The organism is Neisseria arctica, from assembly GCF_022870905.1.
GTDB lineage: Bacteria > Pseudomonadota > Gammaproteobacteria > Burkholderiales > Neisseriaceae > Neisseria > Neisseria arctica.
In genome coordinates this window covers 108,690-128,151 of the sequence record NZ_CP091510.1, presented here as the reverse complement: position 1 = coordinate 128,151, position 19,462 = coordinate 108,690, and the positions used below count along the sequence as shown (strand labels likewise).

Here is a 19,462-nt window from a genome sequence, read left to right as displayed (position 1 = left end):
TTCCTGACAAAAAGTGGCATATTCTCACAAAAAAAACGGCACTTGACATAAAAGTGTAATACAAGAAAAAAACAATTTCTGACAAAAAGCGGCACATACCTGCTTAGGATACATTTAAAAAAAATGTTATTCCAGGCAAACCATTAAAAATTAAAAAATAAAATTAAAATAATCAATAGTATAAAAAAATTCCCATATCTATCACCATATTTGGCACACCCTATGCTACATATCTCACATCCACCGAGCAAAATAGTTTGGTGTAAGCTGTAAATTCCTTCTCTTACTAAACTGTATGACCCGCTAAACCTGAACAGGCCAAGCACATTACGGATATTTATAATAACAGCCCGGCCAACCGAGCTAAAAGTTTAATCACTTAACAAAACTGGAGTTTTAAAATGAAAGCAATCCAAAAAGGTTTTACTCTGATCGAATTGATGATCGTTGTAGCGATTATCGGTATTTTGGCTGTAGTAGCCTTGCCAATGTACCAAGACTATTCAGCAAAAGCCCAATGGTCTGAAGCACCAAGTATTTCAGACGGCGTGAAAAAAGATATAGCATTACACTATGGTCTAAATAATACTTGTTTAACAAATGGGGAAGGTGGCATTGCCGCTGAAGACGCTATTACTGGTAAATACGTTGATTCAGTTACCGCAGGTGGCACTGCAGCTGATGACGGTAGTGGCGGCTGCACAGTTACAGTTACCTTCAAAACCGAAGGTGTAAATGCGAAGTTAAGCGGCAAAACAGTTACTTATACCTTAGATCAGTCTGATAATAAGAGTGAGTGGAACTGTAGTTCTAACGTAGACAGCACTATTCTGCCTACTTCATGCTCTGCTGACTAAGTAATTAACCTATATACTACAGCCTAAAAACACCATGCCGTATGAATAAAGTTTTATTCATACGGCATGGTGTTTTTAATAATTATTTTTTAAACCAATATAATATGGTGTTGTTCTAAAAATAAGCAATCTGATTCGCACTTATCAATATATTCCATATCTCTCCCACCTTCAAATCCTTCCCCCCAACCCTCTGCCAGTCCAGATTCAGCACTATTTCTCCATATTGGGGATGCAACAACAGCAATCGGCAGTAGTCGGCATTCGGGGTAATTTGCAAAATCTCACTTGGCTGCCCTTCTTCATGGTTAAATACCAGCGCATGTTGCGGGATATAGCGTGTTTCATTGACATTATCCGCACCCAATAATTTGGCTACCCAAGCATTCACCGGGCGTTGTAAAACTTCTTGCGGCTTGCCGTATTGTATAAGCCGGCCTTTATTCATCAATGCCAAATAATCCGCCAAAGCCAAAGCTTCTTCAGGATCGTGCGTTACCAATATGGCAGGGACTTTTTGCCTGCGTATTTGCGCTTGGGTTTGTTCGCGCAATTGTTGGCGCAAACCTGTATCTAGACTGGAAAACGGTTCATCCAACAGCAGTAGTTGCGGGGATACCGCCAATGCTCGGGCTAAGGCTACACGCTGCTTTTCACCTCCTGAGAGCGCATCTACCTGTCTTTCAGTTTCGGCCGCCAACCCTACTGATGCCAATGCTTCTTCTGCCCTTACTCTGGCTTCCTCTTTTGAAATACCCTGCATTTTCAAACCGAAAGCGACATTTTGCCAGGCATTTAGATGGGGAAACAAAGCATAATCTTGAAACATCAAGGCAACACGGCGTTTCTCAGGCGGCGTGTGTGTTCGATTTTCACCGTTTATCCATACTTCACCGCTATCAGGCTCTACTAGGCCGGCTGCAATATTTAACAATGTAGACTTACCGCAGCCTGAAGGCCCTAAAATAGCCAGTATCGAACCGGAGGCCACACTCAAGCTGATATTGTCGGATACAATTTTGCTGCCGAAGCGCTTACAGATCTGTTTCAATTCGAGCATGGTCTCATCCTATTGGCAACAGCCGCCTATGTGGTTTATATAAATCTTAAAATTCATTTAAGATGGCAAAATTTTTCCCAAACCTACCGAAAATATCATTATCATTTCCAAGAAGGTTAAAAATACTTCATAAGCATTTGAATTTATTTTACTTAATGAATAATGCCGTCTGAAAACTTTTCAGACGGCATTATATAGTAATCTTCAATACAACTGCTTGAAAGGTATATAAAGTCCAAACACGCTATAACCGCGTGTTCTAATTTTGACTCCTAAATTCAGCCAAACCAGTTTAACCGGTGCAGCCATTGCGTTTCACAATTCCCACTCCTACTGCATCAGGCCCGATATAAGCACCCACTACCGGTGAAATCGGAATACCTGTTAAATGTACGCCTGTTTTTTGGTGTAGTTTGGCTGCAAAGCGGTTATAAAGATCAAGATTACCACCATACATGCCGCACAATACCAAATTATTCAAATCCTCACCTTGCAAACGGGCAGCCACCGCCTCTACAGTAGCATTTAAAACATCTTCGCTGTTGTTAGCAGTTTTAACCTTGGTAAGCGTATTATTGTGAAAACGCAAAACAGGCATTAAATTCAGCAAGCCGACAACCACAGCGCCTATCTTACCCAAAATGCCGCTGTTGACTAACTGATTCACCGAATGAACACTAAATATAATCTCTCCGCAAGGCCGCATCTGCTCCAATTTTGCAATAACTTCTTGCGGCGTATAACCTTCTTTTAATAATCGCATCGCCTCAAGTGCAAAAAAACCTTCTGGCATACCTGTAATACCTGTATCAAATACATAAATATCTAGCTCATCCGCCATCTCTGCTGCCACTTGACAAACCCGGCGGTAGGTTTCGCTGAGTTTGCTACTCAAAGTGGTGACAATCGCGCTATGATAGCCCAATGCTTTAAGATGCTGGAAAGTTTGGCGTAACAACTCGTATGAAGGAGGGAATGTATTGGGCATGTGGTTCGGATAACGGTACTGCCATTGATAAAATTCATCGGGCTTCAAATCCAGTCCGTCGGTATACTCATATTCAGTATCCGTACGGATGGTTAAGCGCAAAATTTGAATCAGGCTGTCGCGATCTAATACACTGTCCAACGAGCTGGTAGAAGTAGATAATACCGCACAGCGGTACATCTGATACGATCCTGCCATAAGACATTTCCCTTAGGTAGATATTTAGATTGACTTAAGAATAATCGGTAGAATTTCATGATAAACGGTATGCTATTTTTTGTCTACAATAACAATATTAACTATAAATTGCATTCCAATCTCAAGTGAAAAAATAAAAATAATTTATTTTTCAATACAATAAAATACCTTTCAGCCACTTATTATGCCATTTGATTTAACGCTATCAAAAATATTTTTGCCTATCTCACAAGCGTATAGGTAAACTTAACAATTTATTAATTTTTAATAATATTCAAATACTTAGATAGACATAAAATTCCGCTCCGCATATTCAATAAAATATGGATATGCGGAGCGGAATAAATAAATTCAAAACCGGCTGGTATTTATACCCAAATACCGGCCATATTCAAAACAAAAATCACAGTAAAACCGATTAAATAAACCAAACCAGCAACGGCCAGCAAATTCATCGGTACGGAAATGGCATGGCGGTGTGTGCTTCTTACCAGCGAATAATTTAACCACGCAATTACGGGAGCACTAAGGAAAGCTGAAATCATGGCAAAGCGCAGCATTTCTGCTAATGCACTGTTAAACCATAAAATAACCGCCAATCCGGAAAAAGCTGACCAGCAGGTCCAAAATACGACAGAACAATTGCTATACTGCTTACTTTTCGATAGCAAGCGCACGGTTTCCGCATTCACCCGGCCATAACCGTCTAACAAAGTGAGCGTAGTACCAAACATGCAGGCAAAAGCAATAAAAGCCACCAACAGCCGAGACCACTCTCCAATCGTGGCCGCATACATATCAATCAATTGCCCGATATACTTACCGCCAACCATCTCGACAGCTTCACCATTACCATATTGAACCAGTGCGCCAAGAGCCAAGAATATCAAAGCCAAAATAGTTGAAACCGCGTATCCGATATTAAAGTCGAACATAGCATCTTTATAATTAGTCGGATCTAACTTTTGTTTTGCCGTTACCCACATCGAGTTAATAGAGGTCGCCTCAAGCGGCGCCGGCATCCAACCCATTAATGCGATAATAAATGCTAGGGAAGCCATATTCCATGGTGAAGGTTCGACAAAATCCGGCACCATCTGCATGCCGCGGCTCGCAGCAATCATTGCCGCAGCAATGGTAGCCACAGTTAAGCTGATCATGATCAGCTTGGTAATACCATCTAAGACACGGTAATGTCCCAGCAAGAGTACAAGCAAAGTTGCCAGCATCACGCCGACCGCAAGCATATTGACCGATAAAGGCAAAGCCGGTATGGCCGTTTTCACGATAACCGCCGTAATTAACGCTACCGCACCGCTGCTAATAGTAGATGAAGCTACCGTCAAAAATAAAAAAATCCATATATAAACACGGCTTTTTTCGGCATAACCTTCAACCAAACTTTTACCGGTATCTAACGTATAATGGGTACTGAAATAAAAAAACGGATATTTCAATACATTAACCAACAAAATAACGATAGCCAGCTGCCAACCGTAAAGCGCGCCTGCCTGTGTAGAAGCGATCAGATGAGAACCGCCAACCGCAGCAGAGGCTAACAAAATACCCGGCCCCATCGCGCGCAAGCGGCTGCTCCAAGTAGATTTCTGATTTGCAACATTTGTTTGCATATTTCCCTCTTTGAGTAACTTTTTAATAATATTCCCTTTTCAGATGGCCTGAAATATCAAGCAAAACCATAGGATATACAACTGGAATACAGTCCGTTGGAGATATGATTTCAATATGTGATCAAGCGCAATATTTCTACTAAAATTTATTTTTCCACAAACATACGGCCAACTGTAAACACCCAGAGAAAAGTTTGCATATTAGCCTTATTCGATTAAATAGGCCATTTACCCAATTAGCTAATTATATTTAAAATATAAAAAATATAAAATTTATTTTTAAAATTTTATATTTTTTGAAATATTATTTCCGTAATAATTTATAATCAGCAGAGCTGTCGCTTTTTAAACAAGCTGATATTTTTATGCCCAAGCTTACCGATTAACCCCATTTTTCTACTTTTTTATTATTTATCAGTAAACAAGCCGTCTGAAAACTTTTCAGACGGCTTGAAAAATAAATTAACGGAACGACACTTCCATATACTCACAAACTGATTCCGCCTCCGGACAAAGTCAGCACACCCAATATACAAAACAATACACAAGCAGCCCAACGGATAGTTTTGGCCGGAATACGCTTCATCAACATTTCACCTACATATACGACCGGTACGGTGACCAACATCAAACCCAGCACACTACCGGCAACCACACCAACGGTATCTTGATATTTGGCGGCCAACAATACCGTAGCGATTTGGGTTTTATCGCCTATCTCAGCCAAGAAAAACAACACCAGCGTAGCTGAGAATGCACCGTATTTCAGCCAGCGACTGTCGGTTTCATCTTCTTTATCGGGTATCAGCAGCCACAGGCCGACGGCGATAAAACTGATGCCGACTATCCATTTCATCATATCGGGTGATAGAAACTGCGCCAGCCATGTGCCTAACAGCGCCGAAACAAAATGATTGAGCAAAGTAGCAATAAAAATACCGGCGATAATGGCATTTTTTTGGGCAAAACGTGCGGCGAGAAATAATGCGAGAAGCTGGGTTTTATCACCGATTTCGGCAATGGCAACCGCCAGCGTTGAAGAAAAAAAAGCTTCCATAATCGAATACTCAAAACTGTGGGCAAACAAAAAAGACACAACAGGCGCTGCCCACCGGCGGCTCTGCGTGTCTTAAGTCTTGCCTGTCTCGGTATCAAGATGCCGTTACCATGCCCTATGGCAATTATGTTGATAACGGCTCCGCACATCTGAAATATGCGGATGGCTACTCCCTTAAGAGCAAACTATCGGTATTTTAAATTTATTTAATCCAAAGGGCAAGCCGCAGCTGTTGAAAAAGGCCGTCTGAAAATTCTTTATACCCGGCAAATAACCATCTGGTTCAGGTTTTCAGACGGCCTCTAATTTCGCAAAAGCCGTATCCAGCTCTTTAATGCCGTTTTTGCCGAAATTAATGGTTAAGCGTGCCGATTCACCTTTATTTAATGCTTCGATGATAACACCCGTACCAAATTTGGCATGGCGTACATTTTGACCGATACGGAAACCGTCATAATCCTGAGCGGTCTGATAAGATCTGGTTTCTGATGCTTTGTTGGCTTTGGCAGAGCCGCCTATATAATAAGACTGCTTGGGCGATGCCGTGAGATAATGCAGCACTTTTGACGGAATTTCATCAACAAAGCGCGAACGTACCCCGAAATGCGTTTGCCCGTGTAGTAGCCGCTGTTGAGCCATACTCAAATATAAGCGTTTGCGCGCGCGCGTAATGGCCACATACATTAAACGGCGTTCTTCTTCCAAACCACCTTTTTCAGCCAAGCTGTACTCACTGGGAAATAAGCCTTCTTCCAAGCCGGTTAGGAATACTGCCTGAAATTCCAATCCCTTAGCCGCATGCACAGTCATCAGCTGTAAAGCTTCCTCTCCTTCTGAGGCCTGATTTTCGCCTGATTCCAAAGCTGCATTACTTAAGAAAGCCAATATAGGGAACAGCGGATTTTCTTCCGCACCTTCGGGCAAAATTTCAAAATTGCTTTCGTGCGGTTTGAAAGCCACGGCCGCATTGACCAATTCCTCTAGGTTATCCAGCCGTTCTTGCTGGTCTCCTTTTTGGTTTTTGTAATAATCGGCCAAACCGCTTTCGTGAATCGTTCCCAACAACATTTCCTGCAAAGGTACCGTAGGTGCTTGCGCCTGTAATGTTTCGATCAAGCGCACGAATGCCGCTACTTTGGCCGCTTTGCTCCCCATTGAACAAGCCGCCTGCCATAACGACACGCCCTGTTCCCGGGCTGCTGCCTGAATGTTTTCAACCGTACGGCTGCCGATACCGCGCGGCGGGAAATTGATCACACGCAGAAGTGCATTGTCGTCATCGGGATTGACTGCCAAGCGCAGATAAGCCAAAGCATGTTTGATTTCCTGCCGCTCGTAAAAGCGCAAACCGCCGTATATTTTATATGGCATACCCGAACGGAAAAGCGCCTGCTCAATCACGCGCGACTGGGCGTTACTGCGGTAGAGTACCGCCATTTGATCCAAAGGCCAGCCTTCCCTCTGCAAGGCTTTTGCCTCATCGATAATAAACTGTGCTTCGTCAAAATCGGTAGGTGCCGCATGAAAACGCAGCTTTTCGCCGTCTTCCGCATCGGTACGCAGATTTTTTCCCAACCGCTCGGCATTATTACCTATAACGGCATTGGCAGCGGTTAAGATGTTGCCGTCCGAACGGTAATTCTGTTCAAGCTTAATCGGCTCATCAATTGAAAATTCACGCATCAATGCAGTCATATTACCGACATGGGCACCACGAAAGCGGTAAATCGATTGGTCGTCGTCTCCCACGGCAAACACAGCGGCATGTTCGCCTGCAATTAATTTTAACCAAGCATATTGCAGCTTATTGGTGTCTTGAAACTCATCCACCAAGATATGATTAAACCGCTGGCTGTAATGGTTACGTAAAACCTCATTACGCTGGAGTAATTCATAACTGCACAACATTAATTCGGCAAAATCAACCACACCTTCGCGACGGCAGATTTTGTCGTATTCGGCGTAACACTCAATCATACGTTGGGTATGCGGATCAGGGGCATGCAAGACGTCGGCGCGCAAACCGTTTTCCTTTTGCGCATTAATAAAACCCTGTAGCGAACGCGGTGCAATGATTTCCTCGGCAATATTCAAAGATTTCAGCAAGCGTTTGATCAAAGAAAGCTGGTCGCCGCTGTCAAGAATCTGGAAGGTCGAAGGTAACCCGGCATCTTTATGATGCAAACGCAAAAAACGATGGCACAAACCGTGAAACGTCCCCAACCACATCGCGCGTACGTTTACCGGCGTCATCGCGGCCAAACGCATTTGCATTTCCTTGGCGGCCTTATTGGTAAAGGTAACCGCCATAATACTGTGCACGCTCGCCTGCCCACTTTGCAACAACCAAGCAATACGCGTTGTCAGCACGCGTGTTTTGCCGCTACCTGCTCCGGCCAGCACCAGTGCAGATTGCGGCGGCCAGGTAACGGCGGAAAGTTGTTCGGGATTTAACCCGGAAAGAAGATTGGTATTCATGATACGTATTGTAACGTTTTTCATCTCTACCGAGTATTTTTCAGACGGCTCTAGAATCCAGCAATGCAGGTTGGGGGGAGTAATCGGTAGGCCGTCTGAAACTCTTTTGCCAACCTCATTCCAACGTACTTAAATCTGAATTTTTTGCGATGCGTCAGATAAAATTAAAGGTAGTCAATGCTAAGATAAAACCTGATGCGGCAATTTTATAATCAACCGTTTTCACAAATAAAAGGAGCAGCAAAATGGAAAACAAACTGGGGTTCAAACCCATACCCGCAGCCATCGCAGTAGGCTTGGCGCTGCTGATATGGTTTGTTATACCCGTTCCCGAAGGCGTAAGCCCTCAAGCATGGCACTTATTGGCTATGTTTGTAGGTGTGATTGCGGCCATTATCGGCAAGGCCATGCCCATCGGAGCGATTTCAATTATCGCCATCATGTTGGTCGCACTCACCGGCGTGACCAGTGAAAAGCCGGCCGACGCAATGAAAGACGCGCTTTCCAGCTTCTCCAGCCCGCTGATTTGGCTTATCGGTATTGCCATTATGATTTCCCGCGGTATTTTAAAAACCGGCTTGGGTGCACGAATCGGCTATTACTTTATCGCTATGTGGGGCAAGCGCACCTTGGGCATCGGTTACAGCCTAGCGCTTTCCGAGTTGATTTTGGCTCCCGTAACCCCTAGTAATACCGCGCGCGGCGGCGGCATCATACACCCCGTGATGAAAGCCATTGCCTCCAGCTACGATTCCGACCCGGAAAAAGGCACGCAAGGCCGTATCGGTAAATATCTGGCTTTGGTGAACTACCACAGCAACCCCATCACTTCGGCCATGTTCATCACCGCCACAGCACCCAACCCCCTAGTAGTCGATATCATCGCCAAAGCCACCAACAGCGATATCCACCTCAGCTGGGGCACATGGGCGTTAGCCATGCTTCTACCCGGCTTGGCCGCTATGCTGCTGATGCCGCTGGTACTCTATTTTGTCTATCCGCCCGAAATCAAAGCGACACCCAATGCCGCCCAATTCGCTAGAGAAAAACTGGCCGAACAAGGCCCCATGAACCGCGGCGAAATCATCATGTTGGCCATTTTTGTAGTATTACTGCTGCTATGGGCAGGCATTCCGGCCTTGATTTTAGGCGATGCGTGGAAAGTAGATGCCACTACTACCGCCTTTATCGGTCTTTCCCTACTGCTGCTCTCCGGTGTACTCACTTGGGACGATATCCTCAAAGAAAAAAGCGCATGGGATACCATCACATGGTTTGCCGCCCTTGTTATGATGGCCACTTTCCTAAACAAACTCGGCCTGATCAGCTGGTTCTCAGGCCTACTTGAAAACGGTATCGGCCACTTAGGTTTGGGATGGATGGGCGCATCAGCATTACTGCTCTTGGCCTATATGTATGCCCACTATATGTTCGCCAGCACGACCGCCCACATTACGGCCATGCTCGGTGCGTTTTATGTAGCGGGCATCTCCCTCGGTGCCCCGCCCATGCTTTTTGCACTGATGATGGCTGCCGCTTCCAGCATTATGATGACACTCACCCACTACGCTACGGGGACCTCTCCTGTGATTTTCGGATCGGGCTATACTACCTTGGCCGAATGGTGGAAAGCAGGCTTTATCATGAGTGTTGTCAATCTACTGGTTTTCGTGGTGATTGGCGGTATTTGGTGGAAAATCTTAGGCTATTGGTAATAGTCCATATCAAAAAAGCCAAGCAAATGCTTGGCTTTTTTACATTCTAAAACCCATAAATAAAAATATGAATTTATCTAAAAATAAAAAACCTAAACATCTCTGTTTAGGTTTTTTGAAAACTGGTGGGTCGTGAAGGATTCGAACCTTCGACCAACGGATTAAAAGTCCGCTGCTCTGCCAGCTGAGCTAACGACCCGAAGACGCGTATAATACAGAAACCTTTTTTAGCTGTCAACACTTTTTCTGTATTTTATTTTCTGTATTTTTAAACGTAAACCCGCCGCAAATAAAATACAGACCGTCTGAAAGGAATGAATACTTTTCAGACGGCCTGATTCATCAAGCTACTTAGGCGGCTTCGCTATCAAATCCGCTGTGGCGCAATAGTGCATCGATTCGAGGTTCGCGGCCACGGAATGCTTTAAAGGATTCCATCGCACTGCGCGAACCGCCCACGGCAAGAATTTCCATCCAGAAACGTTTGCCGGTAGCTTTAATATCATCGCTTTCTTCAAAAGCCGCATAAGCATCCGCACTCAATACTTCGGCCCATGAATAACTGTAATAACCAGCAGCATAACCACCTGCAAAAATATGGCCGAAGCTGTGGGCAAAGCGGTTGTATTCAGGCGGTTGCACCACGGCAACTTCTTTACGCACGTTTTGTAATACTTGCTGCCATTGTTTCAGACGGCCTGCCTCGGTTTCGCTGTAAATCAGCATATCAAACAAGGCAAACTCCATCTGACGAACCATAAACATTCCGCGTTGGAAATTTTTAGCCGCAACCATTTTGTCGAACAAGCTGCGCGGCAATACCTCACCGCTGCTTTCGTGAGCCGACATATCGGCCAACACTTCATATTCCCACACGAAGTTTTCCATAAATTGGCTCGGCAACTCCACTGCATCCCATTCAACGCCGTTGATGCCGCTCACGCCCAATTCATCAACCTGGGTAAGCAGATGATGCAAACCGTGGCCGGTTTCATGGAACAGGGTGATGATTTCGTCATGCGACAGGCGGGCTTCTTTACCGCCTACGGGCGGCGTGAAGTTGCATACCAAATAAGCAATCGGCGTTTGGGTTTGTCCGGCCTTATCACCTGCCGGAAAACGGCGTCGGCCCCGATAATCATTCATCCATGCACCGCCACGCTTACCTTCGCGGGCGTACAAGTCCATATAAACGCCGCCGATAATCGAACCGCCTTTTTCCAATTCAAAATAGCGCACATCGGGATGCCATACCGGAACGGTTTTTTCAATCAGATTAACGCCGTAGAGGTGGTTGATACGGGCAAAAAGTCCGGCCAATACTTTGCCGACGGGAAAGTATTTTTTCACCTCAGTTTCACTAAAAGCATATTTAGCCTGACGTAGTTTCTCACTGGCGTAAGTCAGGTCCCAAGCCTGCGGATCGGCAATACCCAATTTTTCTCGGGCGAACTCGGTTAGCTCAGCCAAGTCTTTTTGTGCAAACGGTTTGGCACGGGCAGCCAAGTCGCGCAAAAAGGCTAATACTTGCTCTGGGGTATCGGCCATTTTGGTGGCTAATGAAAGCTCGGCATAATTACGGTAGCCCAATAATTGCGCCTCTTTCAAAGCCAGTGCCAAGCGTCGGTTGATATTTTCGGTATTGTCGTATACCGCATCACCCAATTCGCTGGCACGGGTTACATAAGCACGGTAGATCTGTTCGCGCAAACTGCGGTTATCGGCATACTGCATCACGGCAATGTAATGCGGCATTTGCAGGCCGATCTTATAGCCGGTTTTACCCTCGGCTTGAGCGGCGGCGGCAAACATGGCTAAAGCTTCTTCAGTCAAACCGCCCAGCTCGCTGTCGTCTTCGAAATACAGGGCGAAGGCATCGGTGGCATCAAGTACGTTTTGTGAAAATTTAGCAGCCAATTGCGCACCCTCTGTTTGCAAGGCGGCAAACTCTGCCTGCTCGGCGGGAGGCAGCTCTGCACCGCTCAAAATAAAATCGCGCAAATCGTGATTGAGCTTGGTTTGTTGCGCTGCATCCAAGCATACAAATTCAGGGCTGTTTTTGATGGTTTTGAAGCGCTCGTAAAGCTCTATATCTTGGCTGATTTCGGTAAAAAACACAGTCACTTCGGGCATAAGCTCGTTGTACACCTGACGCAACTCGGGCGTATCGACAACCGAATTCAAATGAGCGACCACGCCCCAAATGCGGCCTACCCGCTCGGTAATATCGGTCAAGCGTTCAACGGTATTGTTCCATGTGATGTCGGTTTGTGCTTTTACGGCGGCGATTTCGCTTCTGGCCTCGGCCATCGCGGTTTCCATTGCAGGGCGAATATCAGCGGTTTGGATTTGATCGTAACGCGGCTCGTCGGCCAGATTCAGTAATACGTTGCTCATGCGGTTTCCTCTAGATATGTTCAGACGGCCTTGACGTCTGAAAGAATGATTCTCAAATTATAAGGGCAAATATCGGAATATAAAGCGGCAGCGGTATGAAACATTTTCTACGGCAGCCTGCCGCTTACTGAAAAGGCCGTCTGAAAAATTCAGACGGCCTTCAAAAAAATTGGTTTAGTTGCGCAATTTCCACCCTGATTTCAATACCATCAATACGCCCGCAGCCACTGCCACGGTAAAGCCGCCGACCACGGCCAAAGAAAGCCACGGCGAAGTGTCGCTTACGCCGAAAAATCCGTAACGGAAGCCATCTATCATATAAAACACGGGATTTAAATGGCTAAGGCTCCGCCAAAAAGGCGGCAGACTGTTAATCGAATAAAACACACCCGATAAGAATGTAAGCGGCATAATCAGGAAATTTTGGAATGCGGCAAGCTGGTCGAATTTTTCGGCTATGATGCCAGCCAACAAACCGAGCGTTCCCATCAATGCACAACCGAGTAAGGCAAAAGCGATAATCCATAAAATATTATGCGGCAATGGCAATCCGAACCAGGCGGTAGCGGCCAACACTCCCAAACCGACCAGCACGCCGCGCACCACTGCTGCGCCCACATAAGCCGAAAAGAATGCGCTCACTGAAAGCGGAGGAAGCAGGATAAATACCAAATTGCCTGTAATACGCGATTGGATCAGACTACTGGATGAGTTGGCAAATGCGTTTTGCGTCATACTCATCATCGCCAAACCCGGAATCAGAAAGGCGTTGTATGATACATCCGGCAGCACCTCAACCGATTTGCCGACGGCATGGGAAAAAATCAGCTGATACAGTAGCGCGGTAATCATCGGTGCAGCCAAGGTTTGGAAACCTACTTTCCAAAAACGCAAAACTTCTTTTTTAAACAGGGTATAAAAGCCTATCATGGCCGAGCAATCCTTTTACTTTTGAGTAATATGGCTTTATTTGTGCATCATTTGCACGAAAATGTCTTCCAAATCGGTTTCGGGCAATGCCATATGTTTCACTTCGATACCGGCATATTTCAAAGTTTGCAACACGAAAGCGAGCTGCTCGTAATCATCCAGCTTAAGCGGCACTACGCCATCTTTCCCCGTACCGGCCAACCATTGGTGCAGATTCTCCGGCAGGCTGCCGTTTAACAACAACTCGACGCGTATGCCTTTTTCGGCATGCAATAAATTTTCCGTAGCGTCTAAAGCAACCAATTCGCCCTGTTTCATCATTGCGATACGGCTACACAGGCTTTGCGCCTCTTCAAGGTAATGGGTAGTCAGGATGATGGTATGACCTTGACGATTCAGGCTTTGGATAAACGCCCACAGGCTTTGTCGCAGCTCCACATCTACACCGGCCGTCGGTTCGTCCAATACGATAACGGGCGGACGGTGTACCAAAGCCTGTGCGACCATCACCCGCCGCTTCATGCCGCCTGAAAGATTGCGAGTATTGGTATTGGCTTTATCTGCCAAGCCAAGGCTTTCAATCACTTCGTCTATCCACGCAGCATTGTTTTTCAATCCAAAGTAACCCGATTGGAACTTCAAGGCTTCACGCACGCTGAAAAAAGGATCAAACACCAGCTCTTGCGGCACTACGCCCAAATTCATACGGGCGGCATACGCGTCTTTCACCACGTCATGCCCCATCACTCGGATACTTCCGGAAGTCAGACGGTTCAACCCCGCCATCGCGGAAATCAAAGTGGTTTTTCCGGCACCGTTAGGCCCCAACAAGGCAAAAAACTCACCCTCTTCCACCTCGAAACTGACACCTTTAAGCGCAGTAAAACCATTACGGTAGGTTTTGACGGCATGATCGATAGCAAGTGCGGCAGACATAATGTTCCTAAAATATAAAAGCTGCCCGAGGCAGCACTGAAATCAGCTTTGCTTGATATTATAAACCTTTTTTCAAACCTTGCTCGTAATAAAAACAGCACCTTTACGGTGCTGTTTCAGACGGCCTCTCACAAATCATCAGACTATTTCCGCAACAACGAAAGCACAAAACCTACTACCAAAGCAGCGGCACACAGTAAAAATACGCCGAACAACCCAATCTCGGAAACCGGCGGATTTCTGATCAAACTGATACAAACCAATGTAGAAAACAAAGCCAATATGTGCGGATAAGCATGAAAAAAGCTACCCTGCCTACAAGTTTGCCTGCTGATTGCCGCCAACAGCAGCCATCCGACCACAGCACGGATAAAAGCAAACCCTTCGACATTGATTAATGCGGCATTCATCGCTTTTCTACCCAATCATCCGCCGTTTAAAACAAGCCCTGAATGTTACCTTCGGCATCCACATCGATATTTTCGGCGGCAGGCACTTTGGGCAAACCAGGCATTTTCATCATATTGCCGCATAAGGCAACGATAAAACCCGCACCTGCCGACACGCCGATACTGCGGACATGGATACGGAAACCCTCGGGCGCACCCAAGCGTTTGGGATCATCGCTGAGGGAATATTGCGTTTTCGCCATGCAAACAGGCAACTTGTCCAAACCAAGCTTTTTCAGATTCTCTATTTCCGCCAAAGCTTCGCTGCTGAAATCAACATCTGCCGCACCATATATTTTTTGTGCAATAGCACGAATCTTATCGGTAATCGGTTCTTCAACATCATAGGCAAAGCGGAAATCTTTGGGCTGCGAAGCAATAGCAGCCAACACCGCCTCAGCCAAATCAGCACCACCTGCACCGCCTTTTTCCCACACTTCGGTTAAAGCCACCGATACGCCATGTTCGGCACATGCCTGCCGAATCAAATCCAATTCTGCTTCGGTATCGGAAACAAAACGGTTTAAAGCCACGACGACAGGCAGGCCGAAAACTTCTTTCAGGTTGCGGATGTGTTTCAGCAGGTTGGGCATACCTTGTCCCAATGCCTCTAAATTTTCCTCGCCCAGCTTGGCACGCTCAACGCCGCCGTTGTATTTCAAAGCGCGTACGGTTGCCACAATGACTGTGGCATCAGGAACCAGCCCTGCCAATCGGCACTTGATATCGCAGAATTTTTCCGCACCCAAATCGGCACCGAAACCCGCTTCGGTTACCACATAATCACCCAAATGGCACGCCGCACGGGTAGCGATAACCGAATTACAGCCGTGAGCAATATTGGCAAACGGGCCGCCGTGTACCAAAGCAGGCGTACCTTCGATGGTTTGTACCAAATTCGGCTTTAATGCGTCTTTCAACAGAGCAGCCATCGCACCGTGAGCTTTCAAATCACGGGCATAAACCGCCTCGCCGCTTTTGGTATAAGCTACCAAAATATTACCCAAACGGTTTTTCAAATCCGCCAAATCACGGGCCAAGCAGAATACCGCCATCACTTCGGAAGCAACCGTAATATCGAATCCGTCCGGGCGGATCACCCCATCAGTCGGCTTACCCATACCGCCGATAATATTCCGTAACTGGCGGTCGTTCATGTCGACAGCACGCCGCCACAATACACGCTTGGGGTCGATATCCAGAGCATTGCCCTGATAGATATGGTTGTCGAGCATAGCTGCCAACAAGTTGTTGGCAGCACCAATAGCGTGGAAATCACCCGTGAAATGCAGGTTGATGTCTTCCATTGGCAATACTTGGGCATAACCACCGCCTGCCGCGCCTCCTTTGATACCGAATACCGGTCCGAGCGAAGGTTCGCGCATGGCGACAACAGCTTGTTTGCCCAAACGGTTGAGCGCATCTGCCAAGCCAATGGTAACGGTGGTTTTACCCTCTCCTGCTGGCGTAGGATTGATGGCAGTTACCAAAATCAAACGGCCTTTTTTAGGCGGCAGTGAAAAAATATGCTGCGGATCTATTTTGGCCTTGTAACGGCCATAGGGTTCGAATTGTTCGGCCTGCAAACCCAGAGCGGCGGCAATTTCGCCAATCGGGCGCATTTGGGCGGAACGGGCAATCTCGGCATCTGTTTTAAACGCCATGAGTTTCTCCTTAAGTTCAGGCTTATTGAATATTATCGAATGATTATAACGTTGATTTTGCCACTTTCTTTACCAACCATACCGCTTTTTGTACTAAATCAATTAAAAACATGCCGTCTGAAAATTGTTCAGACGGCATGTTTTTAAGAGCGGATTTATGGTCATACTAAAGTGGTCGGTTGTGATCCGAATTGATCAAACCGTGTTGTACGCGCATAAACTCGTCAATAATATTTTGTTGGATCTCCAGCCGCTTATGCAACGGGCAGGCAAAGCGTACCACCAGATGATAGACTTTATCATCGTGCGGAACATAGGTAATGCGCGGATGGGCGGCCGGCGTGATGAAAAGTTTTTGGGTTTGCACCTGCTCCAAATGCCGCTCGACATTTTCAATAAACGGCGCGCACATTTTTTGTAATGAAACGGTTATCGGCTGGGAAACGGCCTCTGGATCCAGATTCAGCGGCACAGGCAGCTCAAACGTATGAATCACATATGCACCCAACACATTATCGCGCTGTACCGGTTGTGACAGCAGTAAACTGTTGGGAAACGATACGGTTTTACCGGAAAGCTGCCCCACCAAGGGATGCGGCCCGATTTGCATCATTAGAGTATTAAGCAAGTTAATATCAACCACCCGCCCGCGCAAGCCGCCCACTTCGATATAATCACCCACCGAATATTGTTTGGTAAAGGCCCGTAACAAGCTGCCCAACAAACACATAATCAGCTCTTTGGTCGCCAACACGATGGCGGCGGCCACCGCCAACATAGAAAGTGCCAAGGTTTGTATCTGTGCCGCCCACACGCCTATCAGGCCGATAATACATAAAATCAGCGTCAAATTACGGCTCACCACTACCCAGCGGCGTTTGTCTTCGATACCCATTTCGGGATGGCGGCGGAAATGGGTATGCACCACTACCGCGCGTACCAGCAACACACCCACGATTAACAACAGCGACTGCATCAGTTCGCTGTGCATAAGTAAATCGGAAAGCAAGCGGCCTGTTTTTTCCCACGTTATCATAAATTCCCCCGTAAACAGCCCGAGAACAGGCTGACTATCTGCCTGTAAAGCCGTTATACTAACGTATTTGCCGCGGCAGATAAACCGCTCCCGTTTTCAGACGGCCTATGCAGTCGCTGCGGATTTCCGTTTCACCTATCCCTGTATTGTTATTATGAACAAACCTATTATTATCGGCATCGCCGGCGGTTCAGGCTCGGGCAAAACCACGGTCTCCCGCGCACTTTACCAACGTTTCAGCGGCCACCCGATCACCATTATCGAACAAGATTATTACTACAACGACCAATCGCACCTCTCGCCCGAAGTGCGCCGCCGTCAGAATTACGACCATCCTTGCGCGTTCGACAACGATTTACTTTACAGCCAACTGATGCAACTTCTCGAGCGTAAAGCGGTAGAGTTGCCTCAATACGACTACGCCGCCGACAACCGTGCCGCCCACACCAAGCATCAACCGCCGGTAGATGTGATTATTTTAGAGGGCATTTTGTCTCTTTATGATGAAAAAATCCGCAGCCTGATGGATATTAAAATCTATGTGGATACCGACGCCGATTTGCGCTTTATCCGCCGTATGCAGCGCGACTGTGTCGAGCGGGGGCGTTCCATCGACTCGGTTGTCGGCCAATACATCAACCAAGTACGCCCCATGCACAACCAATTCGTTGAGCCGACCAAACGTTACGCCAATATTATTATTCCGTGCGACGAACAAAATAATGTCGCCATTGATGTGTTGATGGCAAAAATCGCCGTTATTCTGCAACAACGTATGACAGGCACCGAAACCAACGGTTCGCTGCCCTAAAGCCAAGCAAAATAAATAAAAGGCCGTCTGAAATAAGGTTTTCAGACGGCCTTTTATTTCAAATATAGCGGTTTTCCGCATGGGCATTAGTGGCTAACGTGTGGGAGCGGTTTCACCGTTATCAAACACCAAAGTTTTCTCGGGCCACCTCAGTGCGGCAAGCCGGAATACAGAGTCTGCCGCCGCAGTGCCGTTTTTACGGTCTCGCCAGCGCGCACCGACTGAATAATCGATACAGTACACATTACCGCGGACACCGTGCCAAGCATTGTTTTCAGACGGCATCAGATTTTCACGGTGCGGATCGGGAGCTTTCGGATACCAATGCCGCCAATAATGACCAATTACCACCGGTGTTTCTTCGTGATAGTTTTGCCACCAAGCACAACGCGCGGTAAAACGCCAACGTCCGCTGGCATAAAACGGCGCCTTCGCCGGTTCTTCTACACCACTGGTAAGCGCGCGTATCGGGTGAAGACGGCTGCGTTGTAATTCGTAAGCTGCCGTTGCAGGCATCGGCGGCGGTAGCTTTTCGGGATTTTCGCAGGCTTCGGCATAGCATTGCTGTTCTGCCAAATAGTCGCCGTACCAAGGAGCTTGAGCCAAGATATTATTCAACTCGGTATCATAGCGGCGGTACTGGGTGCGTAAATCCTCACCTCCGGCGGCCTCCAGCCTTTCCATACTTTCAGGCAGCCATGCCGCATGTACGATACGCAAGTCTTCCCGTTCCAACACCAGCGGCTGCTGTGCCAGCCATGCCGCCAATTCCGGCTTTTCGGCTTCGGGCAATACTCGCCACGGTGCGTATAGGACATCATCTTTTTCACGGCGGGCATCAAAATACCAACCCGAACCGTCTTTAGGGTCGCCCACCAAAGCATTGAGCTCATGATTACCCAACACCATATAGGCAAACCCTGCATCATGTGCCTGTTTGAACCAAGCCAATACACGCGGGCTGTCGGGGCCGCGGTCGCACAAGTCGCCCACAAAAACCAAGCGCCGCCCTTCGGGATGGCTGCCGTCTGCCCGATAGCCGAGATGATCCAGCAAGGCAAACAAAGCATCAGCCTCGCCGTGCACATCACCGATAATATCTAACGGTGTATCGGGCAAGCGTTGGCGGTATTGGTAAGTCATACGCGTCTCCCTTACATAAAAATCCAGGTATATCTGCCGGAAAATTCTCTTCCAAATTTTGGCGTATTGTGAACAAATCTGTTTAAAGAGGCCGTCTGAAACTTGTTTTTTC

Annotated in this window: 16 protein-coding genes, 1 tRNA gene and 1 riboswitch; of the genes, 4 read left to right on the top strand and 13 right to left on the bottom strand. The window is 46.8% G+C overall.

The window, feature by feature from the left end; genetic code table 11:
* The first annotated feature begins 401 nt into the window (after positions 1–401).
* Positions 402–857 (top strand): pilin, encoded by a 456-nt coding sequence (locus tag LVJ86_RS00545; protein WP_047760853.1) that lies wholly within the window; start codon positions 402–404, stop codon positions 855–857.
* 115 nt (positions 858–972) lie between these two features.
* On the opposite strand, the gene LVJ86_RS00540 is transcribed toward LVJ86_RS00545, so the two are convergent.
* From LVJ86_RS00540 to LVJ86_RS00520, 5 genes are all read right to left on the bottom strand, one after another.
* Entirely contained in the window at positions 973–1,917 is a 945-nt protein-coding gene (locus LVJ86_RS00540; protein WP_047760852.1) for an ABC transporter ATP-binding protein, read from the bottom strand.
* Between the two features lie 292 nt (positions 1,918–2,209).
* Positions 2,210–3,103 carry a DegV family protein gene (locus LVJ86_RS00535; protein WP_047760851.1) on the bottom strand — a complete coding sequence of 298 codons (894 nt, stop codon included), beginning with the start codon at positions 3,101–3,103 and terminating at the stop codon, positions 2,210–2,212.
* 368 nt (positions 3,104–3,471) lie between these two features.
* Positions 3,472–4,734: an NRAMP family divalent metal transporter gene (locus LVJ86_RS00530; protein WP_047760850.1), complete on the bottom strand. Its 1,263-nt coding sequence runs from the start codon at positions 4,732–4,734 to the stop codon at positions 3,472–3,474.
* 487 nt (positions 4,735–5,221) lie between these two features.
* On the bottom strand, positions 5,222–5,791 hold the full coding sequence (locus LVJ86_RS00525) for a TMEM165/GDT1 family protein (RefSeq protein WP_047760886.1): 570 nt from the start codon (positions 5,789–5,791) through the stop codon (positions 5,222–5,224).
* 8 nt (positions 5,792–5,799) lie between these two features.
* A riboswitch (yybP-ykoY riboswitch) is annotated at positions 5,800–5,970 on the bottom strand.
* Positions 5,971–6,082: 112 nt separating this feature from the next.
* Positions 6,083–8,269 (bottom strand): UvrD-helicase domain-containing protein, encoded by a 2,187-nt coding sequence (locus tag LVJ86_RS00520; protein WP_047760885.1) that lies wholly within the window; start codon positions 8,267–8,269, stop codon positions 6,083–6,085.
* On the opposite strand from LVJ86_RS00520, the gene LVJ86_RS11020 reads away from it, so the two are divergent.
* The gene (locus tag LVJ86_RS11020; RefSeq protein WP_268777696.1) at positions 8,268–8,402 is read left to right on the top strand and encodes a hypothetical protein; all 135 of its coding nucleotides are present in this window, start codon (positions 8,268–8,270) and stop codon (positions 8,400–8,402) included. The genes LVJ86_RS00520 and LVJ86_RS11020 overlap by 2 nt on opposite strands.
* Positions 8,403–8,526: 124 nt before the next feature.
* Complete coding sequence (locus LVJ86_RS00515) at positions 8,527–9,984, top strand: DASS family sodium-coupled anion symporter (RefSeq protein ID WP_047760884.1); 1,458 nt, start codon at positions 8,527–8,529, stop codon at positions 9,982–9,984.
* Positions 9,985–10,107: 123 nt separating this feature from the next.
* Here LVJ86_RS00515 and LVJ86_RS00510 read toward each other — a convergent pair.
* The 7 genes from LVJ86_RS00510 to LVJ86_RS00480 form a co-directional block, all read right to left on the bottom strand.
* Positions 10,108–10,183, bottom strand: a tRNA-Lys gene (locus LVJ86_RS00510).
* A 152-nt stretch (positions 10,184–10,335) separates the two neighbouring features.
* A complete protein-coding gene (locus tag LVJ86_RS00505; protein ID WP_047760849.1) occupies positions 10,336–12,381 on the bottom strand; it encodes a M3 family metallopeptidase in 2,046 nt (681 codons plus the stop codon).
* A 174-nt stretch (positions 12,382–12,555) separates the two neighbouring features.
* The gene (locus LVJ86_RS00500; protein WP_047760848.1) at positions 12,556–13,311 is read right to left on the bottom strand and encodes an ABC transporter permease; all 756 of its coding nucleotides are present in this window, start codon (positions 13,309–13,311) and stop codon (positions 12,556–12,558) included.
* 36 nt (positions 13,312–13,347) lie between these two features.
* Positions 13,348–14,247, bottom strand: a complete 900-nt coding sequence (locus tag LVJ86_RS00495) for an ABC transporter ATP-binding protein (protein ID WP_047760847.1) — start codon at positions 14,245–14,247, stop codon at positions 13,348–13,350.
* 143 nt (positions 14,248–14,390) lie between these two features.
* Positions 14,391–14,657 carry a hypothetical protein gene (locus LVJ86_RS00490; RefSeq protein ID WP_047760846.1) on the bottom strand — a complete coding sequence of 89 codons (267 nt, stop codon included), beginning with the start codon at positions 14,655–14,657 and terminating at the stop codon, positions 14,391–14,393.
* Positions 14,658–14,683: 26 nt separating this feature from the next.
* Complete coding sequence (locus LVJ86_RS00485; protein ID WP_047760845.1) at positions 14,684–16,360, bottom strand: formate--tetrahydrofolate ligase; 1,677 nt, start codon at positions 16,358–16,360, stop codon at positions 14,684–14,686.
* 166 nt (positions 16,361–16,526) lie between these two features.
* On the bottom strand, positions 16,527–17,396 hold the full coding sequence (locus LVJ86_RS00480) for a mechanosensitive ion channel family protein (RefSeq protein WP_047760844.1): 870 nt from the start codon (positions 17,394–17,396) through the stop codon (positions 16,527–16,529).
* A 154-nt stretch (positions 17,397–17,550) separates the two neighbouring features.
* Here LVJ86_RS00480 and udk point away from each other — a divergent pair, with 154 nt between their 5' ends.
* On the top strand, positions 17,551–18,207 hold the full coding sequence (udk, locus tag LVJ86_RS00475; RefSeq protein ID WP_047760843.1) for a uridine kinase: 657 nt from the start codon (positions 17,551–17,553) through the stop codon (positions 18,205–18,207).
* Positions 18,208–18,300: 93 nt separating this feature from the next.
* Here udk and LVJ86_RS00470 read toward each other — a convergent pair whose 3' ends face one another.
* On the bottom strand, positions 18,301–19,350 hold the full coding sequence (locus LVJ86_RS00470; protein ID WP_047760883.1) for a metallophosphoesterase: 1,050 nt from the start codon (positions 19,348–19,350) through the stop codon (positions 18,301–18,303).
* Positions 19,351–19,462 lie beyond the last annotated feature (112 nt).